This is a genomic window from Corynebacterium sp. HMSC065H09, from assembly GCF_001812845.1.
GTDB lineage: Bacteria > Actinomycetota > Actinomycetes > Mycobacteriales > Mycobacteriaceae > Corynebacterium > Corynebacterium jeikeium_D.
Map to the genome: position 1 here is coordinate 23,967 of NZ_KV810586.1, position 25,854 is coordinate 49,820.

Below are 25,854 nucleotides of genomic sequence, written 5' to 3' on the forward strand. Positions count from 1 at the left end.
TTTTAAACCTCACCCCATCGCTTGTACTCGGCGATGGGGTGAGGTTTTTCAGTTCTATGGCCAGGTTTTATGGGAGCACTCTCACGAAGAATCTGTGTCACATTTACACTCACCTTATATTTTCAAGGCACAATGGGCAGTATGAAGATTTTGGTAGTTGATGACGATCAAGCGGTACGCGAAGCGTTGCGGCGATCGTTGACTTTTAATGGCTACACGGTCGAGCTCGCCGAGGATGGCGCAGAGGCCTTGGAAAAGATTGCCAAGGATCGTCCGGATTTGGCCATTTTGGATGTCATGATGCCGAAGCTGGACGGCCTGGATGTTTGCCGTCGGCTGCGCAGCGAAGGCGATGATCTGCCGGTCATGATGTTGACTGCACGTGATTCGGTCTCCGAGCGCGTAGCTGGTCTTGATGCCGGCGCAGATGACTACCTGCCCAAGCCGTTCGCATTGGAAGAGCTGCTCGCTCGTGTCCGTTCGCTACTTCGTCGTTCTGCTTTGGAAGTGCCTGCGATGGAGGATGCCGCAACTCTGCAGTTTGAGGATCTCTCCTTGGACCCGGAAACTCGTGAGGTCTTCCGCGGTGAACGCCGCATTAGCCTCACTCGTACAGAATTTGCGCTGCTGGAATTGCTGATGAGCAACCCGCGGCGTGTACTCTCCCGTACCGCCATCTTGGAGGATGTCTGGGGCTATGACTTCCCGACGTCCGGCAATGCGCTGGAGGTCTACATTGGTTACCTGCGTCGTAAGACTGAGGCAGAGGGAGAGCCGCGTCTGATTCACACCGTTCGTGGTGTCGGTTATGTGATGCGGGAGACCGCACCGTGATGTTGCGCCGTCGTCGTTCGACCGGCGGTGGCGTGCAATCAAATCAGCGTTCTGCCACGGAGGTCAATCCGGGGCAAGGTACCGTCGGTAAGCAAGAGAAGTCCGCGAATACTGAGACGATGGCAGGGGAATCGCTTCCCGGCCTGCCGCGGAGCTCGCGTATCCCTTCGCTGCGTTGGCGGCTGACTATTCTGACAGCGCTCATTGTGGCGATGTCGGTGGGGCTGATGACGCTGGCTGCATTTTTTACTGTGCAGGCAGCGCTATACCGCGAGGTGGACAGTAACCTCCGTAGCCAGGCGGAAAAGCTGCTGATGTCACCGTACGCTTCGGAGTTTGCCATTGGCCCCTCCTTTGAAGCGGACTCGAACAGGATTCTGAACCCCGATTTGGACGCGGTGTACTTTGCCCACGGCAGTGTGGCGGGCAAAGGCGGTGGCTCAATCTCTATTGGTGGCCCCGAACTTGCGGTGTTGCGGGGGAATCGACAGGAATCGATTCGCACCGATGAGTACAACGGCCGTCGTGTATACGCCGTCCGCTCCGAAGACGGTGCGACGCTGATCCTTTCGCAGGATCTGAGCTCGACGCAGTCGGTCTTGAAAGCGCTCAGTGCAGTGCTGCTGAGTATCTCTGCTATCGGAATCCTCTTCGCAATCGGATCAGGTATTACGGTGGCAACAACGGGTCTGCGCCCGGTCACTCGGCTGCGCATTGCTGCGGAGCGGGTGACGGAAACCGACGAGCTGCGCCCAATCCCTGTGGAGGGCGACGATGAGCTTGCGCGCTTCACCCGCAGCTTCAATGAGATGTTGGCTGCACTTCAAGCGTCGCGCATTAAGCAGGCGGAGCTGGTTGCAGATGCTGGTCATGAGTTGAAGACTCCGCTGACGTCGTTACGCACAAATATTGAACTGCTGATGATGGCCTCCCGTTCGGGAGCGGCAATCTCGGATGAGGATCGCGCGGATCTGGAAGCTGACGTCATCGCACAGCTGGAAGAGCTGTCGACGCTGGTCGGTGACCTGGTTGATCTGGCACGCGAAGATGGCCCGCAACAGGTTATTGAGCATGTCGATGTCGACGAAATCATTTCCACGTCGCTGGCGCGTGTTGAGCGTCGTCGTCCGGACATTACTTTCGATGTGCAGACAGCTCCGTGGTATGTCTACGGGGATTCGGCGGGTCTTGGTCGCGCAGTTTTGAACTTGATGGACAATGCTGCAAAGTGGTCGCCAGAAAATGGCACCGTGCGGGTTCGTCTGACGCCGCTCAGCGAGGTTGTTGCTGAATTCACGGTGGCGGACTCGGGGCCAGGTATCCCGAAGGAAGATCGAGACAAGGTCTTCGAGCGTTTCTACCGTTCCATTCAGTCGCGGTCGATGCCTGGATCCGGCCTGGGCTTGGCCATTGTGAAGTCGGTCATCGTCCGCCACGGGGGTACGATTACTGCCGATGAGTCCGATGATGGCGGTGCCTTGATGAGAGTAACGCTGCCGGGCAGTCCGCACAGCGGAAAAGGTGACGACTCCGATTCCGCTCAAGAGCCTAGCTAGAAACGCATAACCCCACGTCAAAGCTGATGTAATCCTCGCTGCGCGCAGCCTTTTAAGGAAGTGCGTGGCGGGGATTCGGTGTTTCATTCGGGGAATTTTCGGCGAGACTGCAGACTGCTCTCAGCCAATTGTTAGACAGACAGTGCAAGGTATTACGTATGAGCAACTCTTTCAACGATTCCTCGCGAGGAGATGAGCGGGGACACTACTCCTCGCAGTCTCACAACTTCAGCGAGAACCGTGCCATGGGGAATGCTGGTGAGACAAACCAGTTTTCTGCCGACGAGCGCGGCTGGGAGAATTCCCACTACAACACCATCCCGTCTCAGCCGAACGGCGCTTACGGAGGCGGTTCAGAGTGGGATGTTGCGGCCAATCAGCAGAAGACCAAGGGTGCCCAGGGGGCTAAGGGCATGGGGGCGCTGGCAGTCGCTGCCCTGATGCTGTGCTCGGCCGGTATTGGTGGCGGTGTCGGCGCATGGGTAGTTCACAACTCGCAGTCGTCGGCTCCCGCGGACAACGCGCTGGATAAGCCTGCGGAAACCCGTCAGGTAGCAGCAGCTGAGGGGTCCGTGGAGAAGGTCGCGCAGAAGGTCCTTCCCAGTGTCGTCTCCATCACCACTGTCTCGGAGCGGGGCACGGCGTCGGGCTCAGGTTCCATTCTGTCGTCCGACGGCCTGGTGCTGACGAATAATCACGTCGTCGCAGGCGCAGGTCCGGACGCACATATGGAAGTCCTGCTTTCCGACGGCACCACGCACCCGGCAACTCTGGTTGCAGGGGATGCAGCGACTGATATTGCCGTTATTCGAATTGAAGGTGTTAACGGGCTGCGCCCAATCTCTCTGGGTAACTCCTCGCAGGTCCAGGTTGGCCAGGAAGTGGTGGCCGTTGGTTCGCCACTGGGACTGACCTCCACTGTTACGCAGGGCATTGTCTCCGCTAAAAACCGTCCAGTGACCGCCGCTGGTGAAGACGGTCAGTCCTCGGTCATTGATGCAATCCAGACCGACGCGGCGATTAATCCGGGTAACTCCGGCGGAGCGCTAGTGGATATGGAAGGCAACCTCATCGGTGTGCCCAGCGTGATTGCCTCTAACAGTGAGGCATCGGAACAGGCGGGCAGCATTGGCCTTGGTTTCGCAATTCCGGTTAATCAGGCTCGTCGCATAGCGGAAGATCTGATTGATTCCGGTAAGGCGCGGATGCCTGTCATTGGTGCCCAGATTGATTCGCGTCCGATTGCACGTGGTGCACTGGTGCGAGAGGTAACGCCAGACGGCCCAGCTGATAAGGCGGGACTGAAAGATGGTGACCTGATTACCAAGGTTGATGACCGCACACTTGACAACGGCGTTGCACTAATTGCGGCTATTCGGTCGCATCGGATTGGGGATTCTGTCACACTTACAGTTACAGATGAGCGAGGCGGCAACGAGCGAACGGTCGATGTCACCTTGGTAGAAGCCCAGGATTGATAGGCAGCGTGGTGGAGTTAGTACCTCACCATCTGTAGAAGAGTTTTCGAGTGAAACTTCGAGTGAAAAGCTGTGGGAGAAAGCGAGATAGAGCAGATGAGTGAAACCGTGAGTACTGAGCCAAGTGACGTCAACCTCGCTGAGATGGAGCGTCTTATCAACGACGACGGCCAGGTTCGAAATGCGTTTGTTGTCCTCGTGGGCGACCATTTTGAGAACCCGGATGGTGCGGCTTCGCTCATGGTTGAGCTGTTGGAAGAAGACGGCTACTCGGTCGATGCTGTGGTCAGTACGGGTGCAGTGAAGCGTGAGATCCGGAAGGCCCTAGATACCGCTGTTGTCGGTGGCGCAGATTTGGTCGTTACGGTGGGCGGTGTTGGTGTTGGGCCTCGTGCGAAGACCCCGGATGCCACTCGCAAGGTTCTCGATGTGCGACTGCAGGGCATCGAGCAGGCTATTCGTAACTCCGGTATGGGAGCTGGCGCATTGGATGCCGGTCTGTCCCGCGGTTTGGCCGGTGTGTCCGGTCAGACAGTGATTATCAATCTCGCGGAGTCTCGCGCTGCAGTGCGCGATGGCATGGCGACAATTCTCCCGCTGGTCTCTCATGTGCTTGATGATCTCTGCCGCTGGAGCGTTTAGGAATGGGCGACGCTAAGCAGCCCAATCAGCCCGAGCAAGCTGCGCCGCGCAGTGGAAGCCGTAGGCAGCGCCGCCGCGCAGGTGCACCGGCGAAAAACTTTGCCCAGTCACGCAGTGCGAAAACCGCGCGCACAGTGCACTATCACGATGAATCCCCGGAGGATGCTCGTGATTTTGATGTGGACTATTGGATAAAACAGCGCCCACCCCATTGGGGATGAGCGCTGTGTAAAAGCGTTAGTTCGCTTCTTATCGGAAGCCTGCAACTAGCAGCTAGAGGCTAGTTCAGCTCCGTCTTCGGCTTGCCGTTCTGCTCTGCCAGCAGGTCACGAATCTCAGTCAGCAGGTCAGCCTCGGTGACCTCTGGCTCAGCGGAGGTCTCCAGACGAGCCTCACGCATCGCGTTGAACTTGTTCATCGGAGCAACGATGACGAAGTAGACAACCGCTGCGACCAGCAGGAAGTTGATGACTGCGGTGATGACAGCTGCGAAGTCAAGGTAGGTCGACGGGTTGCCCTTGATGATTTCGAAGCCGAGGCCAGTGACCTCAGCGCCACCGATGGTGTTCAGCAGCGGCTCGAGCAGGCTGTCGGTGAAAGCAGTGACGATTGCGGTGAACGCAGCACCGATGACAACACCGACCGCCAGGTCGATGACGTTGCCGCGCATGATGAACTCTTTAAAGCCCTTAAGCATAGGAAATTTCCTTCTGTAGAAACGGAACAAACCAAACGAGACCTGTGAGTCATCGTGTTGCTCATGGCAGGCCCATACGATTTTGAGAAACGGGGCAGTGCGATATCAGGCAGTGCCACTCTTCTTCGCTCTAATCGTAGTTTTGAATTGCCTGGCCATTGTATCCCCGCACTAAGTTGTGGGACAAGTCAACTTTCTGCGAAAAACACTGTTCAGGACCATAAAATCTTTGAACCAGTGAGATTTTGGTCACTAACCCGCGAGTAACAGTGTGAGCGGAGATGCTAGCGATGTCGCAGCCACCACCTCCGCGGCGCCGGTGGGCAGAGCGACCAAGACCACCTCATCGTCGACGATGTTGACCACCCTTGCCCCGTGTGCAAGCGGCGCCGCCACCCCGCGCTCATCCGCTGTCGACACAATATCCACGCTGTCACCAGTGCGAAGAGCGGACACAATGCCCGCATCAGTCAACGTGATGGCAATAATTTTGCTTTCCGACGTCCCCGTCAGCGACTTGGCAAGTGACGGGCCGACCATTCGCTGCTCTGTAATTATCTCTCTCGGTGACATGCCGGTGGCCAGGGTGCGTCCCCGCACAGAGGCGATGTCCGTTACGGCTCCACCGGGAACGAGCTCCCGGGGAATGTCCTTGAAAGCCACATCTTGTTCTGCCACCGATGCGCCAGCGGCAATGGATTTGGCGCTAACCACTACCCGAATATGGCCGCTGCGGGGTGTCAATGACTCCACCGCCGCCAGGCCGACTGCGCATAGGAAAACAGTGAGGGCAACCATCCGCCGAATAGTTGTGGGGCGGAGCTTTCGGAATGGACGCGGAAACCGGGACGAATATTTTGGGCTCATATTAAGTTAGGCGCGAAAATCCCGGAATCGGTTCCATTAAATCTGTGAAATCCCCGCTGGCGTGATCACATAATCGGCAGGAATGTCGTGCTCATCGTAGGCAAGCTCCGTGCGCAATTCGGTGTTGAAAACTGCAACAGCGATGGCCGCAGCTCTCACCCCATCCGTATCACTGTCGCGTCGAGCGAAAACCAAGCTGCGATCGTAGTAACCAGCGCCACGCCCTAACCGCATCCCGGTTGCGGGGTCGGCCGCAACTGCCGGCAGGATAATGGCGTCGGCAACACCCAGCTCAGCTGGGCCAGCAGAGTCTTCCACCGAAACAGGTTCCAAGAGTCCAAATCGGCCCTTGTGGAAGCTGCCGTTGTAGTAACCCCAGTGCAGCGGTTGTGGTGGACCGGGCGGGCAGACGGGAAGCAGAATTCGTGCTCCGGAAACCGCGTTTGCCAGAGCCTCCACAAAGCCCTGGCCGGGCTTACCGCCAGTCGAACTAGAAACGCTTGCGCCGGGTTCGTCACCAGCGGGGACATAAGCGGCAATGACAGGTTTTGCGAGGTCGCCGACGGTGTTGGATAACCATTCTTGCAACCGCTGTACCAGTGCTTCGTCGTCAAGCATGCGCTCACGCTGCCCCTTGGCGGCGCGTGCGGCGAGTACCTCGTGCCGTGTGCGGGCTTTGAAATCAGACGTGGTTTCGGGAAGCGGAGCCATACCTGCAAACCTACTCTGTCAGGTAGGGGAGCGACCTCTGTCGTCAGCGCAGGAGAAAATTTCTGATTAATGCGTTGAAAAAGCGGGGTCAGCCTCCGAGCAAATGGAAGTTATATAGGTATCGTTGCCATTATGGTCTCATCGTCTAAAGAGTCTGGTTCGGACATGACTACTCCGGTTCGAACTGTCATCGTTCCTGCCGCGGGCATGGGTACGCGATTCTTGCCTGCCACCAAGACAGTGCCGAAAGAATTGCTGCCCGTAGTTGATACGCCGGGCATCGAGATGATTGCTGAAGAGGCCGCCGCCACTGGTGCGCAACGCCTGGCTATTGTCACAGCGCCGAGTAAGGATGGCGTGCTTGGGCACTTCGACCCGCGCCCGGACCTTGAGCAGACTCTCGCCGAGCGTGGCAAGGACAAGATTGCAGCGAAGGTACGCCGCGCCACCGAGGTCATTCGCGTGGAATCCGTTGTTCAAGATCGACCGCTGGGCCTGGGGCATGCGGTGTTGGTCGCAGAGCCGCTGCTCGAAGACGATGAGGACAGCGTTGCTGTCATGCTTCCCGACGATCTCGTGCTCCCAGTGGGCGTGATGGATCGGATGACGGAAGTGCGCGAGCGCTTTGGTGGTTCGGTGCTGTGTGCGCTGGAAATTCCTCATGAAGAGGTCTACAACTACGGTGTCTTCGATATTGAGGACGCCACCCCGGCGGAGTCTGGTGAGCTCGGTGCTGACGCGGCCGACGCTGATGCCTGGGACGATGTGAAGCGAGTCAAGGGCATGGTGGAAAAGCCGGACCCTGCGGATGCTCCATCCAACTTCGTTGCAGTCGGACGTTACTTGCTCGATCGCGCCATCTTCGATGCGCTGCGCCGCATCCCGCGCGGTAAGGGCGGCGAATACCAGCTCACCGATGCAATTGAGCTGCTGATTCAAGAGGGGCATCCGGTTCATGTGGTCGTTCACAAGGGGTTCCGCCATGACCTGGGAAATCCTGGTGGCTTCATTCGTGCTTGCGTAGACTTTGGACTCAGGCATCCGGACTACGGCGAGGGGCTGCGCGACTACATGCAGCAGCGTCTGGCGCAGGATGAACAGGCTTAAAGCCTTTTTATAGAGGCTTGTACTGAGAAGCTGAATAGCATAAAGCGCACCGCGGGTTGGTGCCGAGGAAGGTAAAACATGCGTTCTGTGGAAGAACAGTTGGCGGCAATCACCGCACACGCTGTGATGCCTGATCCTGTGCGCGTTGCTATTTCGGAATCCCTCGGCATGCTGTGCGCTGAAGATGTCATCGCAGAGCAGCCGTTGCCGGGATTCGTGCAGTCAGCGATTGATGGTTATGCGGTGCGCGCTGTCGATATCGTCGGCGAATCTGGTTCTTTACCTCCGGATGCGCGTCAGAGTGATGTTGATTTTCGCGAGGTCGAGCTGCCTGTTGTCGGTGAGGTGACAGCCGGCTCTCACCACCCGATGCGTCTCCAGCCGAAGCAGGCCGTGCGCGTACAAACTGGTGCGCCGCTGCCATCGCTTGCCGACGCCGTCGTGCCCCTAAACTGGACCGACCGCGGTGGCCGTCGAGTTAATGTTCTCCATCCGGTCTACTCCGGTGACTTTGTGCGCAAGGTCGGTGACGACGTGCAGCCGGGTGACGTGGCGGTGTCCTTGGACTCGGTGATTTCGCCGTCACAGGTTGGATTGCTGGCAGCGGTGGGGCGTTCGAAGGTTTTGGTGCACCCCAAGCCACGTATGTCCGTGATTTCCATTGGTAATGAGTTGGTCGATGTTGACCGCACACCGGGGCTCGGTCAGGTCTACGACGTCAACTCCTACGCGCTGGCTGCAGCCGGCCGCGATGCTGGGGCTGAGGTACACCGAGTGGGTATTGCCACCGGTGAGCCCCGCCGCATCCGGGAAATCATCGAAGGCCAGCTCATTCGCAGTGAGCTCTTGGTCATCACGGGGGCTGTCGGCGGTGCCGCGGGTGAGCAGATTCGCCGTGTGCTGGCTGAATTGGGCGAGGTTGATGTTTCCCGCATCGCTATGCATCCTGGTTCAGTCCAGGGCTTTGGTCTGCTGGGAGATGACAAGATTCCAACGTTCCTCCTGCCGTCGAATCCGGTCGGCGCATTGGTCGTTTTTGAGGTCATGGTTCGTCCCCTCATCCGACTGGCGTTGGGGAAGCGCAATCCCCGCCGCCGCGCTGTCACCGCTCGTGCTGTCGGCCCGATCGAGTCGGCGGAGAAGCGCCGTGGCTACATCCGTGGCCAGCTCATGCGTGACCGCGAGACCGGCGAATACATGGTGCAGCCGCTGGGAGGTTCCGGCGGTGCGCAAGCCCATCTTTTGGCCGGTATGTCGGAAGCCAACAGCCTCATCGTGATTCCGGAAGACGTGCTGCACGTGCGTCCGGGAGATGTAGTTGACGTGCTGTTCATGGCGCGCCAGGCCTAACCTCACTCCACTACCGCGAGTATTGTTGCTGTGCGTACTTCTCGTCTAGTAACCAGTGGCGGCCGAGTCCGCCTGCGTGTGCCAGAGCGCTCTGATGCCTCTGCATGGCGGACACTGCGGCTGCGCGACGAGCCCATTTTGCGCCCCGTGGAGCCAACCCTCGAGGACGACTGGGATAACGCCCACAAGGCTTCTGTTTTCCGCCGTAACCTGCGCAGTTGGCGTCGTTCAGAGGCTGCGGGAGACATGATTGTCTCCACCATTGAAGTAGACGGCCAGTTCGCTGGCATGCTCACACTCGGCGGTATTACACCTTTCCCCGTCGCTCACGCATGGATTGGCTACTGGGTCGGCAGCGGCTTTACATGTGGAGGGGTCGCCACTGCGGCAGTGGCGTTGGCGTCGGATTATGCCAAGAGAGTTGGCGTCCACCGAATTGAAGCGACTGTGTTGGACAGCAATGTCCCGTCGATACGCGTGCTGGAAAACTGTGGGTTCGAGTACGAAGGCGTGGCGCGGGAAGCCTTCCATATGGATGGCGCGTGGCGCGATCATCTGACTTATGCGCGGGTGGGGGAGGACAGTGCAGTGGACCTCATCGTGGCGAGTGGTCGCGCGCAATATGAAGAGGCGGAGAAATACCCACCGCAACGGCGCGCCTGAGTAGTCTGAGTAACACACGCCGATAGGGTGATGACAACTCTACTATTGGGCGAATTCGCTCTAGATACGCTGACTGCCTTCGCAAATGCCTCTGTGGAAGGGCATGTGGGTGGCGTATTTGGGCCGGGGAGAGACGGCGAAACCCCGGGCGAAATCGCAAGGAGACACAAAATATGTCAACTTCACTGTTGCTGATACTCATCGTTGTACTGTGGCTGTTTGTGCTGGCCCCGCTGGTGGTCAATACGCGCAAGCCGATTCGTCGTACTTCCGATGCGCTAGGTAAGACCCGCGTGCTGCATCGTGGTGGCGAGGAGTTGGCCACGACGCGCCGCCGTCCGTCTTTTAAGGAGTCGGACGTGCGCGTAGCCGAAGAAGTCGACGATTCTCTCGAAACCGTTGACGCGCAGGTCGACGATGACTTCGATGTCAGCGACGTGCTTATCGACGACACCGTGGACGAGGCGGCCGACCCGGCCGTCGTTGACGGCGATATCGTCTACGAGCTGGAAGCGGCAGATGCAGAGGAGGAGACCCCGCAGGCGGATGATTCCGCTACCGAGGAAGCCACTGCTGAGTCTTCTGACCGCTCTGACATGGACGTGTCCGATGATGAGTCTGCAGACCAGTCGCTGCAGGCTGTCGTTAATGACGAGGATGCTGAATCTGACTCCGCCGTTGCCTCCGCCGAAGGTGACGTGGTTCGTGCAGATGAGTCCTCTTCCGATGTGAGCGTTGACGTTCGCCGTCAGTTTGTCGACGCCGATGACTTGATGTTCGAAGATGCCGTTGAATCTGACGCTGATTCCGGTGCCGCGGCTGACGCTGAGCACGCGGACGCTGAGGCGCTCTCTGAGACTGAAGAGGCAGCAGACACCGTAGACGAGCAGGCGGAACCCGACGAGACCGGCGAGGACGACAGCGACCACAGTGTCGAGTCCAACGATGACGCAGTCGCTGTCGATGACACCTTGACCGAAGATGATTACGCGTTCGCTGAGAAGCGCCGTGGTCGTGGTGGGTTCGATCCGATTTCGGATGCCCAGTACGCTGAGACTCGCTTTGCCCGCCGCCGCCGTTCGGTTGCTGGGCTGGCAGCGTTCATCGCGGTCACGGTCATCATCGCTGCTTTCGCCGGTGGTTGGACCTGGTGGATTCCACTGGTCGGTGTCGGCTTGATGACCCTGTATCTGGTCAACCTGCGCCGCACCGTGCGTGCAGAGCAGGAACTGCGAGCTCGCCGAATTCGCCGGATGAAGATGGCCCGCCTCGGCGTGCGTAACCGCGAGGATGATGAGCTGGGAATTCCACAGCGACTGCGCCGTCCGGGCGCGGTAGTGGTCGAGCTTGATGATGAGGACCCGGATTTCGCAGATCTGGCCTACACTGACCACCGCTTTGATGACGACGATTATGACGAAATGCCACAGGCTCGTGTGAGCTAGTCCTGTGAACTGAGCCGTAGAACAACCTTAAAGTTGTCTGAGCACGTCAGCGCGATTTTTTGTTAGAAACTCGGCCTGTTACGATGTCACTACCTAAGACATGACACACCGGGTGTGTTTGGCGGAAGGCTTCTCCCGAGGGGTTGGGAGAAGCCTTTTTGCATGTTAAAGTCGCTGGCCTCTCGCAGCCGCAGTGCTACCGTGCTTTGACCGTGCCGTCGGGTAGCATGTCCCTCATGGATCGACCGGTAATGCGCGATATCGCGCTCGTGATTCTCCGCCTAATACTCGGAATTATCTTCATCTGCCATGGCTGGGACAAGATTTTTATCACCGGTATCGACAAGACGACCGGTTACTTTGTCGCCGCGAATATCCCGCAGGCGCACTTGACGGTCTGGGTTGTCGCTCTAGTCGAACTGGTCGGAGGCGCGTTGCTGATTCTGGGACTCTTGGCACCGACGGTGGCGATGGTCTTCATCATTGAGATGATTGGTGCCTGGTGGTCGATGCACCTGGGCAATGGCCTGTTTATCCGCGACAACGGTGCGGAGCTCGTGATGTCACTCATCGGTGGTCTGGTGATGATTTTCGTTTTCGGAGCCGGCCGTTTCAGTTTGGACAGGCAATTCATCAGGTAAGACCTCATTAGGTACAACCCCCTTAAGAGTTAAAAGCGGAGGAGATTCCCCGTGGAGTGCGAGGAAATTCGCGCAGCATTGTCAGCTCGCCTCGATGGCGAGCAGGCAAGCATTGCCGATGAAGTCATCGATGCCCATCTTGGGGCCTGCGAGGAGTGCCGAGCTTGGTACGAGCGAGCGGTGCGGCTGAACCGCGCCCTTACGGTTGGGCCTGCCGATGGTATGCCGGAGATTTCCACGGATGATCTCTCGGAGCGCATTTTGGTCTCCATCGAACCGGAGCGCCGGCGGCGTGAGCGCGCATGGCTGCTCATGGCCGGCACCGCCCGCGGGGTGCTCATTGCGCTGGGCCTTTGCTGGGCGGTCTGGGGGATTGCGACACTGGTCGACGCCTCCGGCATGATGACGCTCGGACTTTCCTCGGCGCAGCCGCAGGACGGTGCAGGAATCGCAACAAGCACGGGAGCGCCTATCGACGGTTCCACTGCCACCGTTGACCCAATGGAGCTCGGAGCACGCCTTGCCATCCAACTCGCGGCAATTCGGCTTGCATTGGCAGTGGGATTGTTCTGGGCTGCTTGGCGGCCACGCGCTGCCATGGGCATGGCGCCGGTCTACGGTGCCGTCGCCACGTTCAGCATCGGTTTTGGTATTCGTGACATTCTCATCGGTGCCCAGGGAGCATCAGAGATCGCTGGTCTGGCCTTGATGTTTGTCTCCGCTTTGACGCTGGCCGTTGTGTGGCTGGGTGGCTATACGCCGACGGCAATCGCACAGGCATGGCGGGCCGCCTCGGGGTTGCCGGTCACAGGCGTGCCACCACAGCGGGACTAGCTCCAAGACGGCAACCAGAACCGCCATTCAAAGTGGTTGAGAGGCAGCGGGTAGCCGGTCAAAATCGGCAGCCAGAACACAAACGCGGCCACCACTAGTGCGGCGTGCGTGCCAACGATTACCAACCCCACCGGCTTATCGCGGGGCCGCCAGTGTGAGAGATCGTCGGCAAGCAGAGCAAAGGCGATGAGTACGAATGGAATCAGCGCGGTGGCGTAGAAGAAGTACATCTGACGGTCGTAGCCGATGACCCACGGCAGCCACGAGGCGAGGAAACCGATGACTGGCAGCGCGTAGCGGCCGTCGCGGCGGCCGAGCCAGCGCCATGTGGCCCACAGGACCACGGGGACCAGCAACCACCAGATGGGCGGGGTGCCAAAGAGCATCATCCAGCCCTTGCACTCTTGGCCGCCACTGCAGGTGGTTTCGGTGGAGTAGTAGAGCATTGGCCGCCAGCTGACCAGCCACTCCCAGGGCTTGGACTCCCAAGGGTGTTTGTGGCCATTAGAGGTGGTCAGCTCGGCGTGGAACTTCAGCACGCTGTTCTGGTAGTGCAGGTAGTTCTGCACGGCCTCGGGAAGCCAGCCGGTGCCGGGGAGTCCCGTATCGCGGTCTTCGGGCGAGACATGGCGATAGACCGACGTTTCTTCGGCGAACCAAGAACGCCAACTTAAGAAGTAAACGCCCAGCGGAACCACCACCAGATCACGCAACGCCGGGGCGGTATCGCGGGCGAGTGCGCCGAGCACGGGCTTGTCCGCACCGGCATTCTTGCGTGACACCAAATCCGTGAAAACGGACCACAGGCCGAATGCGGCCATGTAGTACAGACCGGACCACTTCACCCCGGTGGCAAGCCCCAGCATGATGCCGGCGAGCAGTCGCCACCAGCGATAGCTGAGATAGGGGCCGAAACTACCGAGTTCCGTGGCGGATTCCAGGCGCTTGCGGGCATCGGCCTGGTCAATGAGAAGTGCCCACGCGGCCGCGATGATGAAAAAGGTCTGAATCATATCCAGCATGCCGACCCGAGAGGAGACAAACAGCACTCCGTCGGCAAGCGCGTAGAGACCAGCAATACCCACTGCCAACCGCGAGCCGCGAGAGATACGTCGGACGATGTCCATGAGCAGCAGGATGACCAGCGTGCCACACACCGCCGACATAGACCGCCAGCCCATTGGTGAATAACCGAAAATCCACTCGCCCAAGGCGATGACCTGCTTGGCCACTGGCGGATGCACAATCAGACCGTAGCCGGGATTGTCCTCAATGCCAGATGAGATGGGGTCGCGCGTGGACTCCAGAATCTGCCAGGCCTGTGGCACATAGTGCTTTTCGTCGAAGAGCGGGGTGCCATTGTCGGTCTTGGCAGCAAGCCCGATGAAACGCGTTAGCGCTGCGACGATTCCGAGAACCACAAAAGTGGCGGTATCCCATTTGTCCCACCGCCGCAGTGGCGGCAGCGGGGGAACCGGGGGAATCGGGCGCAGGAAACGTTTTTTCGCGCGGCGCTCGGTTTCCGGTGGTGGGGTTAAAGCGGCATCGGTCACGAATGTCAGTTTAAGCTATGGAATCATGACGCATTCGGCATCGAACTTCCAACCGCACGAGAACGAGCCCCTCAGTGAGGCTACGACGCTGGCTCCCGGCATCACTCTGGTGGCAACGCCGCTGGGCAATATAGCCGATGCCTCCGACCGCTTGCGCGGTGCGCTTATCGACGCCGATATCATCGCCGCGGAAGACACCAGGCGGGCGCGCAACCTAGCCACAGCGCTGGGCATTTCCCCCAAGGGGAAGTTTGTTTCGAACTTCGATCACAACGAAGAGAGCCGCACTGAGTCGCTGATTCAGGCGGCGAAGGCGGGACAGAAAGTCATTGTGGTGACCGATGCGGGGATGCCGGTGGTGTCAGACCCCGGCCTGGCTGTGGTGGCGGCTGCTCACGACGCGGGTGTGCCGGTGTCCTGCGTACCGGGACCGAGCGCGGTGACTACCGCATTGGCTCTCAGCGGCTTGGGTGTCGGCCACTTCTGCTTCGATGGCTTTGCACCTCGTAAACAGGGGGCGCGCCGGGCCTGGTTGGAATCACTGAAGACAGAGAAGCGAGCCTGTTGTTTCTTTGAGTCGCCGCATCGATTGGCTGCCACGTTGGCGGATGCCGCGGAGATTTTAGGTGAGGAGCGGCGCGCGTCGGTAAGCCGTGAGTTGACCAAGCGCTTTGAAGAGACTCGCCGCGCGACGCTGGGAGAACTGGCTGCGTGGGCGGAAGAAGGTGTCCGCGGAGAAATTACGGTGGTGATTGAGGGCGCGGGGCAGCAGGCGACGGAGGTATCCACGGAGGACCTAGTTGACCGCGTGGAGGAGCTCGTGGCTGATGGCATGCGGTTGAAGGATGCCGCGAAGCAGGCTGCGGCGGAGGCTGGAATGACAAAGCACCGTGATCTCTATCAGGCGGTTTTGGCTGCTCGCGAGGAAAATCGTTAGGCGATTGTTACTTTGTGCCAGGAAATGCCCAGCGCACGACAGTGAACAGGGTAAACGCCATTATTGGCAGTTTTTGCAAGCTGGGAAAAAATGAAGAAAACCTGAGAAAACCCGCATTCTAAGTTGAAATCCCAGGTCAATGGTGGACATGGTGGAGGAATGACGAATCCACCAGAACATGAAATACAACAAGAAGTAGGGGAGTCGGTCGTTGGCGAAGTCAGGGCCGACGATTCTCACGCTCCCGTGAACCTCGGGGTTACCGTCCCCGCCATTGCCGCAATTCTGGCAATTATCGTCTGGGGACTGGTGTGGCCGGACAGTTTCTCCACGTTTGCATCTAGTTCTCTGAACTGGGTCGTGGAGAACACCGGCTGGCTGTTTATCTTGGCTAGTACCGTCTTTGTCTTCTTTATTGTGTCCATCGCGATTTCCAAGTTCGGTCACATCCGCCTGGGCAAGGACGCCGAGAAACCAGAGTTTTCCACACCTAGCTGGATTGCCATGATGTTCGCCGCCGGTATGGGCATCGGTCTGATGTTCTACGGCGTTGCTGAGCCACTGACCTTCTACCGCGAAGGTGTGCCGGGTCACCAGCCAAAGGAAGTCGGTACCGCCATGGCATCGACGATGTTCCACTGGACTCTGCACCCGTGGTCGCTCTACGCCATCGTCGGCCTTGCCATTGCTTACTCGACCTACCGTCTTGGTCGTAAGCAGCTGATTTCCGCGGCGTTCATCCCGCTTATCGGTGCACGTCGCGCTGAGGGATGGTTGGGCAAGCTTATCGACGCACTTGCGATTTTTGCCACCGTCTTCGGTACGGCAGCCTCTCTCGGTGTTGGTGTGCTGCAGATTTCCGCTGGTTTGGAGATCAACGGTTTCACTGCCATCAAGGGCACAAGTTTGTGGATTGGTCTTATCCTCATTCTGGGTTGTGCCTTTTTGGCTTCTGCGCTGTCGGGTGTGGGCAAGGGCATTCAGTACATTTCGAACTTCAACATGGTTGCCGCTGGCCTGCTGGCTCTGCTGGTGTTGGTCCTCGGCCCTACCGTGGTGATTCTGAACCTGATTCCGACTTCTATTGGTAGCTACCTGAATTCCTTCTTTGAGATGGCCGCCCGCTCCAGCGCTTCCGCTGACGGTACCGCCGGCGAATGGCTCTCGTCGTGGACAATCTTCTACTGGGCCTGGTGGATCTCCTGGTCGCCGTTTGTCGGTATGTTCATCGCGCGCATTTCTCGCGGCCGTACTATCCGTGAGTTCGTCTTCACCGTCGTCGCAGTTCCGTCGATTGTCTCTGCCGTATGGTTCTCCATCTTTGGCGGCACCGCCATTACTCGTGAGCAGCAGGGTGCTTCCATCTATGGCGACGGCTCGGCTGAGAGCCAGCTGTTCAACCTGCTGGAATCCCTGCCGGGTGGCGCGATTACTTCCGTCATCGCAATGGTTCTGCTGGCTACCTTCTTCATTACCTCGGCGGACTCCGCCTCCACGGTGATGGGCACCATGAGCCAGTTCGGTCGACTCACAGCATCGCGCACGGTCACTGCTATGTGGGGTATTTTCACCGCTCTGATTGCGATTGTCCTATTGGTCACCGGCGGCAGCGATGCCCTGTCCAACCTGCAGAACATCACCATTTTGGCGGCAAGCCCGTTCGTCATTGTTATCTTGGCGCTGATGGTGGCGCTGGTTAAGGGGCTTTCCGACGATCCGATGTACCTCGATGACAAGGAACAGCGTCAGTTTGCCCTGCGCATGGCTCGCGAGCGCCGCTTGGCGGAAGCGGCCGAACAGCGCGAACGCCGCCGTGCTCGTAAATTGCGCAACTAGCTTTCCAACAGCAGCGGTGCGGCCTTGGCCTCAATCTCGGCCCATTCGCCCTCGGGCGTAGACCCGATGGTGATGCCACCGCCGATGCCAGCTTCGACCCGAACTCTCCCCGAGTTCGGGTCTTTTGCATACTCAGCGGTACGAATGGCGACATTGAGCTCAAGTGCATCCCCGTGGGCCGCACCAATCGCGCCACAGTGAGCGCCACGGGGCTCGGGTTCCCACTCGCGCAGAAGCTCAATTGCTCGCAGCTTCGGTGTACCGGTGACTGAGGCCGGTGGGAAGCAGGCATCGATCAGCTCAGCGTGGCTGAGCTGATCGGGAAGTTCCGCGGAAACTGTGGAAAACAGGTGCCACACGCCCGGTGCCGGACGCACACTGAGCAGATCCGTGACCTTCACAGTGCCAGTTTTGGCCACCTGGCCGAGGTCGTGGCGCACCAGGTCGACAATCATGATGTTCTCGGCGACATCCTTATCGCTGCGCAACAGCTCATGCGGGGGCCGGTCAGCGGGAATCGTGCCTTTGATAGGAGTTTCAGTCACGCTTGTGCCAGCGCGGATGAGGAACTCCTCAGGACTCAGCGAGGCCAGAATTGGAATTCCAGCATCGAGGTTGCCGGGCAAGAATGCCGCTCGAGCCGGCTGATACCGCGCCACGCGGGAGGAAAACCACGCGCCGGCGTGGGCTAGTGCAGCATTGTCCACATCGACGTTCGTGCCCGATCCCGCATTCAGCTCCGCGTGAAAGCGTGTAGAGATGCAGGTTTGGTACACCTCGCCCGCGGCAATTGCTTCCTTACAGTTCTCCACTGCAAGCTGGTGGCGTTCTCGGTCGCCCTGATCCCACTCCAGTGGTGTGGCCGCGGGGAGCGCGTCGTCACGCGTGTTTTCGTGCGAGTATTTGATGGTCTCCTGAAGGGCTTGGAAATCCGGATTTGAGGGGTCACCGGTGCCGGGGCCGTCGAAATGCCACGTGCCGTCGTCGGCAAGCAATGCGACGCAGGCAGCGATCCCATGCGCGCTGGTGCCGGAGTAGGGGCGGAACCCAAATAGCCACGCATTGGGGTCGGGGCTGGTGAAAAGCGCTGTCGAATCGCAGGCGGTGAGCTCGACGTTAGCGGCGAGAACCGCGCGATAACCGAACCAGGAGCCGACGAGTGCGGCGGGGCGATGACCGGCGGCGATAAGACGAGCTAGCGCAGTGGTCGCGCGCGAAGTGAAGTCAGCGGCCGAGTCGGAGGAGGTGGACCGAGTGGACATAGGACATAAGCGTAGTGACTGCGCGAGCGCGCGATGACGCTAGGGGACAGTTCTTGGAAGACTTCATGAGGGCACAGTTCATCGTGATGGTAGGTCATCTATTACCCTGTTAGATATGTCTCGCATTTTCACAGCAGTTGCGTGGCCGTACGCTAACGGTCCGCGACATATCGGCCATGTTGCAGGTTTCGGTGTCCCCTCGGACGTTTTCGCTCGCTACCAGCGAATGATTGGCAATGACGTGCTGATGGTCTCCGGTACTGATGAGCATGGCACGCCACTGCTTGTGCAGGCGGAGAAGGAAGGCGTTTCTGTCCAGGAATTGGCCGACCGTTACAACCGCCAGATTGTGCAGGACCTCGCGGGTCTGGGGCTTTCCTACGACCTGTTTACGCGCACAACCACGCGCAACCACTACGCCGTTGTCCAGGAGCTCTTCCGTGGGCTCTACGAAAACGGCTATATGGTCAAGCAGACCACGATGGGTGCGATTTCCCCGTCGACCGGTCGCACCCTGCCGGACCGTTACATCGAAGGTACCTGCCCAATTTGTGGCGCTTCCGGTGCCCGCGGCGACCAGTGCGACAACTGCGGTAACCAGCTTGACCCGGCCGATCTGATTGATCCGGTGTCGAAAATCAACGGCGAGACCCCGAAGTTCGTTGAAACTGAGCACTTCCTGCTAGACCTGCCGGCTCTGGCAGAGGCCTTGACCGAGTGGCTGCAGGAGCGCAAGGACTGGCGCCCGAACGTGCTGAAGTTCTCCCTGAACATCCTGAAGGACATCCGTCCGCGTGCAATGAGCCGTGATATTGACTGGGGTGTGCCGATTCCGCTGGAGGGCTGGTCGGAAAACGGGACGAAGAAACTCTACGTTTGGTTCGACGCCGTCGTCGGTTACCTATCCGCTTCCATCGAGTGGGCCTGGCGCATTGGTGACCCGGAAGCGTGGCGCAAGTGGTGGAATGACCCGGAGGCGCTGTCCTACTATTTCATGGGCAAGGACAACATCACCTTCCACTCCCAGATTTGGCCGGCTGAGCTGCTGGGCTACCGTGGCGAGGGCTCCCGCGGGGGCGAGGTCGGGGAGCTCGGTGAGTTGAACCTGCCGACGGAGGTCGTCTCCTCGGAGTACCTGACCATGTCGGGCTCGAAGTTCTCCTCTTCCAAGGGCGTTGTCATCTATGTGAAGGACTTCCTGGCGGAGTTTGGTCCGGATCCGCTGCGCTACTTCATCGCGATGGCAGGCCCGGAGAACCAGGACACCGACTTCACCTGGGATGAGTTCGTCCGCCGCGTGAATAACGAGCTGGCCAACTCCTGGGGCAACCTGGTCAACCGCACCGTGTCCATGGCTTTCAAGAACTTCGGTGAGGTGCCAACTCCGGGCGAACTCACTGACGCTGACCGTGAACTGCTCGACCTGGCTGAGCGTTCCTTCGCCGAGGTCGGCGACGCGCTTGCGCTGTCCCGCTTCCGCGCCGGTATCACCGCCGCCATGCACTTGGTCGGAGAGGCCAACGCCTACATTGCTGCGCAGGAGCCGTGGAAGCTGGCGAAGGACGAGTCCCAGCGCGAGCGTCTCGCCACCGTGCTGTGGACAGCACTGCAGGTAGTCAGCGACGCCAATGTGCTGCTGACCCCGTACCTGCCGGAAAGCTCGCAGAAGGTCTTCGAGACCCTGGGCGGCGAGGGGATCTGGGCCGCAATGCCAGAAGTCCAGGAAGTCCAGGACGACATGCCGGTCGAACCGGTCGGCGCTGACCTGCCGGCAGAGGGTAGGAGCTACCCAATCATCACCGGTGACTACGTCAATCAGAAGGCCGCCTGGCGTCGCTTCGACATTGAGCCGGGTACGCAGCTTGCCAAGCCGAAGCCGATTTTCACCAAGCTCGACTCTGAGTTGGCTGAGCACGGCCCCGAGTGGGCACAGGTGAAGTAGGGGCTCAGTAGAGGTATGGGAAAGCGCAAACGCAAGATTGCAGAACCCGCGGAGTATCTCACTCCGCTGTTTGACGCCCACACGCATCTCGCGTCCTGTGGGGCGCAAACTCCGGAAGAGATTGCGGCGCTCATGGACCGGGCCGCCGCAGCGGGCGTCGTCGGAGTCTGCACGGTCGGCGATGGCATGCCGGAAACCGAACTGGCCTTTGCCGCTGCGCACGCGCACCCCAACGTCTGGGCCGCCGCCGCCATCCATCCGACGCGCGCGCACGAGCTTGACGACGACGCCAAGGCCCGCTTAACCGAAATGGCTGCCGACCCCAGGGTTGTGGCCGTGGGGGAGACGGGATTGGATTGGTACTGGCTGGATTCCCTCGACGGCTGCGCGTCGAAGAGCGAACAGCTGGCTGCGTTGCAGTGGCATATGGAGCTCGCAGCAACCGTCGGCAAGCCGTTGATGATTCATAACCGCGACGCCGATGAAGACCTGATGGCGGCGTTGGACGGCTACGACAATACGGTCATTTTGCACTGTTTCTCTTCGCCCATCGAGGTTGCCCGCGAAGCCATTGCACGCGGTTACCTGCTGAGTTTTACCGGCAACGTGACCTTCAAACGCAATGATTACCTGCGGCAGGCTGTGGCTGAGGCGCCGGCGGAGCAGCTGCTGGTGGAAACCGATGCCCCGTACATGACCGCGGAGCCTTTCCGAGGTGCGCGCAACGAGTCCACTTTTATCGGTCATCAGGCGCGTGCGATGGCCGCAGCCCGAGAAATCGGGGCGGAGGAGATGGCACAGATTTTGACGGATAATGCACGTCGGGTGTACGGCATTTAAGCACGTGCTGGCGTATTGCCGCCCCTGAGCTGTGGAAATGCAGCCGGGGCGGTTTGTTGTATTTCCCGTCACTTTTATCGATATATTTTAGACAACACTGAATCTTTACCGTACTGTTACAAACTGTATTTCTTTCATTTGCTAGCTGCCCCATCCTCCGAAAGGCTGTGACGAACCCCGTGAGTGCTGCGAAGAAGCGTCATCTCAATCGTGCTAATGACGGAGTCTCCACTTCGTCCAAGATTGCCGCAGGCGGTCTGGTCGCTGCTGTTGCTCTGGGTGGTACTGTCGCAGCATCCAACTATGACACCATCACCGTCGAAATCGACGGTAAGGTTGAGCAAATCGCAACCTGGTCCAAGGATGACAAGGCCATTCTGCAGAAGGCTGGTGTCGAAACCACCGGTGGCGACCTGGTTCAGCGTCAGGGCGATCTCACGGACGGCGGCAAGCTGGTCTACCGCTCTGCCAAGCCAGTCACGATGATTGTCGATGGCAAGCCGCAGGAGCACAAGACCAATGCCATCACTACCGATGAGCTGATTGAAGGTCTGAAGAAGCAGGGGCTCATCTCCGATAAGGACAAGGTCGAGGTCGAAAAGGGCGAGATTTCCGCTAAGGGAGTCGAACTCGACGTCGTTCGTGCCAAGAATATTGTGCTTCACGACGATGCCAAGGACATCGACCTGACCGTCCCGGCTATGACCGTCGGAGATGTGCTGGCTCAGCGTGGCATTGAACTGCGTGAAGATGACACCGTCGAGCCGGGTCTGGATGCTCCGGTCACCGAGGGGATGCGCATCGCTCTGTCTCGTCTGATTGATAAGACCATCACCGAGACTGAGGAGATTCCAGCTCACGAGAACATCATTGAAGATGATTCGATGTTCGAAGATGAGCGCATCGTTGAGCAGGAAGGTGAACCGGGCCAGGTAGAGCGTCAGGTCAAGGTCACCTCTCGCGATGGTGAAGAGCTCGGACGCGAGGTCCTGGAAGAAAAGGAGCTAAAGGCTCCGGGTATCTCCACTATTCGCCAGGGCACTAAGTCCCGCATTGCAGCTCCGGCTGCCGGCTACGGCGTGTGGGATCAGCTGGCTCAGTGTGAGTCCGGCGGCGACTGGGCTATCGATACCGGTAACGGTTTCTCCGGTGGTCTGCAGTTCACCGATTCCACTTGGGCAGCTTACGGCGGTACTGAGTATGCACCGCGTGCATCGCAGGCTTCCCGCGAGCAGCAGATTGCTGTCGCTGAGCGTGTCCAGGCTGGTCAGGGTTGGGGCGCATGGCCCGCTTGTACCGCTTCCATGGGGCTTCGTTAAAGCTAGTTCCGTCTAGCCATAACGAGCTAAGCCTATTTTTTGTGTTGACCCCGTAGTATCTAACTGTGACTAAAGCAGAAGTTTCTTTCTTGGGGCCGGTCGAAGTACGCGACTTGGCGGCGCAGTTGGATATTGTCCCGACGAAGAAATTGGGGCAGAACTTCGTCCACGACGCCAACACCGTGCGTCGAATTGTCGCTGCGGCGGACTTGCCGGAGGATTCCTACCCTGTTGAGGTTGGCCCCGGCTTGGGCTCGCTGACCCTCGGGCTGCTCGAACACTGCGGCCGCGCGGCGGCTGTTGAAATCGATTCGCGGCTGGCGGCGCGTCTGCCCCAGACAGTCACTGAGCGCGCTGAGGGCTGCGCGCTAGAGCTCATTGAGAAAGATGCGCTGAAGGTCAGCCGCGAGGACTTTCAGACCGCCCCAGATGCGCTGGTGGCCAATCTGCCATACAACGTTTCGGTACCGGTGCTGCTGCACATGCTTGCCGAGCTCCCCACCATCCGCCGTGTGCTCGTGATGGTGCAGTCCGAGGTCGCTGACCGGCTGGCGGCTCAGCCGGGCTCCAAGATCTACGGCGTCCCCAGCGTCAAGGCCGCCTACTACGGCACAGTGCGTCGCGCCGGTGCCATTGGTCCGCACGTCTTTTGGCCGGTCCCGAAGGTTGATTCCGGGCTTGTGCGCATTGACTGCTACGCCCGCTCCGACGCTCCTGAGAACTCCAATGCCGCCGATGCCCCCGAGGCTCCGTGGGAGATTTCGCCGCAATTCCGCGCGCGCCTTTTCCCGCTTATCGACGCTGCTTTTGCGCAACGCCGCAAGACCCTCCGTGCGGCCCTATCGGGGATTTACGGATCTGGTGCCGCAGCCGAAGAAGCGCTTATGGCAGCGGGGATTGACCCCAAGCAGCGAGGAGAGAAGCTCGAAATTGCCGATTTCGTTCGCCTCGCTGAGGTCTCACGAGACCAGCGCTTTTAATAAAGGACAGGCAATCTTTCCCCATGCACCGTGATGACACCCCCAGTAGGGCCGAGATCGGCCGGCGCGAACCGCGCAGCCTGGCTTGGACTAAGTTCTGGCCTGACGACGACGGCTGGGTGTGCAACTGCATAGTTTTCCGCGGTGACCGCTTGCTGCTTCTGCTGCGTGAATACGAGGGCTTCCTCGGGGGCCAGTGGGATTTGCCCGGTGGCAAGCTAGACGCGGGGGAGGAGCCCGTGGAGGCCGCTGTGCGCGAACTGCGTGAAGAGGCCGGCTTGCGCGCAGCGGAGGTCAGCGAATTTGCCCATTATTCCAATCCGGACTTGGGCGGGGAGAATTTCCGCTTCCACACGGTGACCTTTCTAGTACGCGAGGCCGACGACACGCAGAATGTCCAGCTCAGCGGCGAGCATCCGGAATTTAAATGGGTAACCCGAGAGCAGTTCGAGGAGCTGCCGGTGGCCTGGTATGTCCGGCGTGTGCTTGGCAACGTCGAATGGGGCACAATAAATACTCATCATGGCGAATCTGATTAATTGCGAGAATATTTCTAAGTCCTTCGGGCTCAAGACTCTGCTCGACGGCGTCAGCCTCGGTGTTCAAGAGGGCGACCGCATCGGCGTTGTCGGTTTGAACGGTGGCGGCAAGTCCACACTGCTGAAGATTCTGGCAGGCGTGGAGCCGGCGGACTCCGGACGTATCTCGCGAGCCAACGACATGGCCATGGCTCATGTCACCCAGGGCGCCGAGCTCGACCCGAATTCCACCGTGTTTGAGTGCGTCATTGCACCGCTGGGACTCGCTGAACACGAGTGGGCGGGTAACGCTTCCATCCGCGAGGTCCTCGATGGCATCGGTATCAATGACCTCGGTATGGATACCAAGGTCGCCAATCTCTCCGGTGGTGAGCGCCGTCGCGTTAACCTGGCGGCCGCACTGGTCCGAGATCTGGATCTGCTCATTCTCGATGAGCCAACGAACCACCTCGATATTGAGGGTGTGCAGTGGTTGGCCGATCATGTCCTTTCGCGCCGGGCAGCCCTGGTCGTCGTCACGCACGATCGTTGGTTCCTGGATACCGTTGCCACGAAGACGTGGGAAGTCCACGATGGTACCGTCGATTTTTACGATGGCGGTTACAACGACTGGACGTTCGCGCGTGCCGAGCGTGCGCGCCAAGCCGATGCCGCCGAGCAGCGTCGCCAGAACCTTGCGCGTAAGGAACTCGCGTGGTTGCGCCGGGGTGCGCCGGCCCGCACCTCGAAGCCTCGCTACCGCATCGAAGCAGCTGAGGCTCTCATCGCCGATGTCCCGGCGCCGCGTGATTCCGTGGAGTTGATGGCGTTTTCGCAGCGTCGACAGGGCAAGGTGGTCGTAGAGCTAGAGCATGCGTCCCTGGAAACGCCCGATGGTAGGGAATTGCTTAACGACGTCACGTGGCGTCTGGCCCCCGGCGAGCGCATTGGCCTGGTCGGTGTCAACGGCTCGGGTAAGACGACTTTGTTGCGCGCATTGGCGGGAGACTACCCCTTAAGCGATGGCAAGCGGATTGAGGGCAAGACGGTGCGCCTGGGTTGGCTGCGACAGGAGCTCGATGATCTGCCGCTGGATATGCGTGTGCTCGACGCTGTGGAGGACGTGGCGACCTACATTGACCTGGGCAAGAAGCAGATTAGCGCCTCGCAACTGGCGGAGCGACTGGGTTTTTCCCCGAAGCGGCAGCGCACCCCAATCGCAGACCTCTCCGGCGGTGAGCGCCGTCGCTTGCAACTCACACGCGTGTTGATGAGTGAGCCGAACTTCCTGCTGCTCGACGAGCCGACGAATGACCTGGATATTGACACGCTGCAGGAATTGGAAGATCTGCTGGACAATTGGCCGGGCACGTTGGTGGTCATCTCGCACGACCGCTACCTGATTGAGCGTATTGCCGACTCGACCTGGGCCCTCTTCGGCGATGGCGAGCTGACGAACTTGCCAGGCGGGATTAGTCAGTACCTCCAGCGTCGCGCACAGCTGGCTGACTCGGCCGCTAGTGGTGGTGCCTCTCAAGCAAATGCCGGTAGTCCGCAGACCCGTGGCGCAGCTTCAGAGGAGGATACCTCGAAGCTCTCGGCTGCGGAAGCTCATGCTGTCCAGAAGAAGATGAGTGCTCTGGAGCGGAAGATGGCGAAGCTCAGCCAGCAAGAAAGTGAACTGCATGCGCAGATGGCGGAAGCGAGTGCTGATGTAGCCAACTTGGACACACAAAAGCTGGCGGACCTCGATCGCCGTGCTGCGGAGGTGGTTGAGCAGAAGGCAGAGCTGGAGATGGAGTGGCTGGAGCTAGGGGAGCAGCTCGAGGGCTAGCATCTTAC

At 59.4% G+C, this 25,854-nt stretch carries 23 protein-coding genes; 18 read left to right on the plus strand and 5 right to left on the minus strand.

What is annotated here, in order from left to right; translation table 11 throughout:
• The first annotated feature begins 141 nt into the window (after positions 1 to 141).
• The 4 genes from HMPREF2878_RS05730 to HMPREF2878_RS05745 all read left to right on the plus strand — a co-directional run bounded on the left by HMPREF2878_RS05730 (position 142) and on the right by HMPREF2878_RS05745 (position 4,510).
• Positions 142 to 834 carry a response regulator transcription factor gene (locus tag HMPREF2878_RS05730; protein WP_005511429.1) on the plus strand — a complete coding sequence of 231 codons (693 nt, stop codon included), beginning with the start codon at positions 142 to 144 and terminating at the stop codon, positions 832 to 834.
• On the plus strand, positions 834 to 2,390 hold the full coding sequence (locus HMPREF2878_RS05735; protein ID WP_049189711.1) for a sensor histidine kinase: 1,557 nt from the start codon (positions 834 to 836) through the stop codon (positions 2,388 to 2,390). The genes HMPREF2878_RS05730 and HMPREF2878_RS05735 overlap by 1 nt, the downstream gene beginning before the upstream one ends.
• Before the next feature lie 158 nt (positions 2,391 to 2,548).
• A complete protein-coding gene (locus tag HMPREF2878_RS05740; protein WP_070549887.1) occupies positions 2,549 to 3,868 on the plus strand; it encodes a S1C family serine protease in 1,320 nt (439 codons plus the stop codon).
• 72 nt (positions 3,869 to 3,940) lie between these two features.
• Positions 3,941 to 4,510 carry a MogA/MoaB family molybdenum cofactor biosynthesis protein gene (locus HMPREF2878_RS05745; protein ID WP_005511427.1) on the plus strand — a complete coding sequence of 190 codons (570 nt, stop codon included), beginning with the start codon at positions 3,941 to 3,943 and terminating at the stop codon, positions 4,508 to 4,510.
• 280 nt (positions 4,511 to 4,790) lie between these two features.
• Here HMPREF2878_RS05745 and mscL read toward each other — a convergent pair whose 3' ends face one another.
• The 3 genes from mscL to HMPREF2878_RS05760 form a co-directional block, all read right to left on the minus strand.
• Positions 4,791 to 5,207, minus strand: coding sequence for a large-conductance mechanosensitive channel protein MscL (mscL, locus tag HMPREF2878_RS05750; RefSeq protein WP_049189708.1), 417 nt, complete (start codon positions 5,205 to 5,207; stop codon positions 4,791 to 4,793).
• Between the two features lie 252 nt (positions 5,208 to 5,459).
• Entirely contained in the window at positions 5,460 to 6,005 is a 546-nt protein-coding gene (locus HMPREF2878_RS05755; protein WP_224433571.1) for an SAF domain-containing protein, read from the minus strand.
• 105 nt (positions 6,006 to 6,110) lie between these two features.
• Positions 6,111 to 6,785, minus strand: coding sequence for a 5-formyltetrahydrofolate cyclo-ligase (locus tag HMPREF2878_RS05760; protein ID WP_049171297.1), 675 nt, complete (start codon positions 6,783 to 6,785; stop codon positions 6,111 to 6,113).
• A gap of 132 nt (positions 6,786 to 6,917) precedes the next feature.
• Here HMPREF2878_RS05760 and HMPREF2878_RS05765 point away from each other — a divergent pair, with 132 nt between their 5' ends.
• From HMPREF2878_RS05765 to HMPREF2878_RS05790, 6 genes are all read left to right on the plus strand, one after another.
• Positions 6,918 to 7,892, plus strand: a complete 975-nt coding sequence (locus HMPREF2878_RS05765; protein WP_016423265.1) for a UTP--glucose-1-phosphate uridylyltransferase — start codon at positions 6,918 to 6,920, stop codon at positions 7,890 to 7,892.
• Between the two features lie 78 nt (positions 7,893 to 7,970).
• Complete coding sequence (glp, locus tag HMPREF2878_RS05770; RefSeq protein WP_005511382.1) at positions 7,971 to 9,242, plus strand: molybdotransferase-like divisome protein Glp; 1,272 nt, start codon at positions 7,971 to 7,973, stop codon at positions 9,240 to 9,242.
• A gap of 30 nt (positions 9,243 to 9,272) precedes the next feature.
• Positions 9,273 to 9,905, plus strand: coding sequence for a GNAT family N-acetyltransferase (locus HMPREF2878_RS05775; RefSeq protein ID WP_049193056.1), 633 nt, complete (start codon positions 9,273 to 9,275; stop codon positions 9,903 to 9,905).
• 173 nt (positions 9,906 to 10,078) lie between these two features.
• Positions 10,079 to 11,350 (plus strand): divisome protein SepX/GlpR, encoded by a 1,272-nt coding sequence (glpR, locus tag HMPREF2878_RS05780; protein ID WP_070652975.1) that lies wholly within the window; start codon positions 10,079 to 10,081, stop codon positions 11,348 to 11,350.
• 236 nt (positions 11,351 to 11,586) lie between these two features.
• The gene (locus HMPREF2878_RS05785) at positions 11,587 to 11,991 is read left to right on the plus strand and encodes a DoxX family protein (RefSeq protein ID WP_038629133.1); all 405 of its coding nucleotides are present in this window, start codon (positions 11,587 to 11,589) and stop codon (positions 11,989 to 11,991) included.
• A gap of 51 nt (positions 11,992 to 12,042) precedes the next feature.
• A complete protein-coding gene (locus HMPREF2878_RS05790; protein ID WP_049189705.1) occupies positions 12,043 to 12,825 on the plus strand; it encodes a zf-HC2 domain-containing protein in 783 nt (260 codons plus the stop codon).
• On the opposite strand, the gene HMPREF2878_RS05795 is transcribed toward HMPREF2878_RS05790, so the two are convergent.
• Complete coding sequence (locus HMPREF2878_RS05795; RefSeq protein WP_370551033.1) at positions 12,822 to 14,318, minus strand: dolichyl-phosphate-mannose--protein mannosyltransferase; 1,497 nt, start codon at positions 14,316 to 14,318, stop codon at positions 12,822 to 12,824. The two genes, HMPREF2878_RS05790 and HMPREF2878_RS05795, sit on opposite strands and share 4 nt — an antisense overlap.
• A gap of 85 nt (positions 14,319 to 14,403) precedes the next feature.
• Between HMPREF2878_RS05795 and rsmI the strand changes: the two genes are divergently transcribed.
• Both rsmI and HMPREF2878_RS05805 read left to right on the plus strand, forming a co-directional pair.
• The gene (rsmI, locus tag HMPREF2878_RS05800) at positions 14,404 to 15,315 is read left to right on the plus strand and encodes a 16S rRNA (cytidine(1402)-2'-O)-methyltransferase (RefSeq protein ID WP_016423259.1); all 912 of its coding nucleotides are present in this window, start codon (positions 14,404 to 14,406) and stop codon (positions 15,313 to 15,315) included.
• Between the two features lie 159 nt (positions 15,316 to 15,474).
• Entirely contained in the window at positions 15,475 to 17,151 is a 1,677-nt protein-coding gene (locus tag HMPREF2878_RS05805) for a BCCT family transporter (protein ID WP_016423258.1), read from the plus strand.
• Here the strand turns inward: HMPREF2878_RS05805 and HMPREF2878_RS05810 are convergent.
• Positions 17,148 to 18,413: an aminodeoxychorismate synthase component I gene (locus HMPREF2878_RS05810; RefSeq protein ID WP_016423257.1), complete on the minus strand. Its 1,266-nt coding sequence runs from the start codon at positions 18,411 to 18,413 to the stop codon at positions 17,148 to 17,150. The genes HMPREF2878_RS05805 and HMPREF2878_RS05810 overlap by 4 nt on opposite strands.
• Before the next feature lie 115 nt (positions 18,414 to 18,528).
• On the opposite strand from HMPREF2878_RS05810, the gene metG reads away from it, so the two are divergent.
• The 6 genes from metG to HMPREF2878_RS05835 all read left to right on the plus strand — a co-directional run bounded on the left by metG (position 18,529) and on the right by HMPREF2878_RS05835 (position 25,846).
• On the plus strand, positions 18,529 to 20,355 hold the full coding sequence (gene metG, locus HMPREF2878_RS05815; RefSeq protein ID WP_070601717.1) for a methionine--tRNA ligase: 1,827 nt from the start codon (positions 18,529 to 18,531) through the stop codon (positions 20,353 to 20,355).
• A gap of 15 nt (positions 20,356 to 20,370) precedes the next feature.
• Positions 20,371 to 21,195, plus strand: a complete 825-nt coding sequence (locus tag HMPREF2878_RS05820) for a TatD family hydrolase (RefSeq protein WP_049171274.1) — start codon at positions 20,371 to 20,373, stop codon at positions 21,193 to 21,195.
• Positions 21,196 to 21,374: 179 nt separating this feature from the next.
• Positions 21,375 to 22,514 carry a resuscitation-promoting factor gene (locus HMPREF2878_RS11595; protein WP_049193061.1) on the plus strand — a complete coding sequence of 380 codons (1,140 nt, stop codon included), beginning with the start codon at positions 21,375 to 21,377 and terminating at the stop codon, positions 22,512 to 22,514.
• A 65-nt stretch (positions 22,515 to 22,579) separates the two neighbouring features.
• Complete coding sequence (gene rsmA / locus HMPREF2878_RS05830; RefSeq protein ID WP_049193062.1) at positions 22,580 to 23,494, plus strand: 16S rRNA (adenine(1518)-N(6)/adenine(1519)-N(6))-dimethyltransferase RsmA; 915 nt, start codon at positions 22,580 to 22,582, stop codon at positions 23,492 to 23,494.
• Positions 23,495 to 23,517: 23 nt separating this feature from the next.
• Entirely contained in the window at positions 23,518 to 24,033 is a 516-nt protein-coding gene (locus tag HMPREF2878_RS10995) for an NUDIX hydrolase (RefSeq protein WP_070429942.1), read from the plus strand.
• Positions 24,017 to 25,846 carry an ABC-F family ATP-binding cassette domain-containing protein gene (locus tag HMPREF2878_RS05835; protein WP_049171263.1) on the plus strand — a complete coding sequence of 610 codons (1,830 nt, stop codon included), beginning with the start codon at positions 24,017 to 24,019 and terminating at the stop codon, positions 25,844 to 25,846. The genes HMPREF2878_RS10995 and HMPREF2878_RS05835 overlap by 17 nt, the downstream gene beginning before the upstream one ends.
• The last annotated feature ends 8 nt before the right edge of the window (positions 25,847 to 25,854 follow it).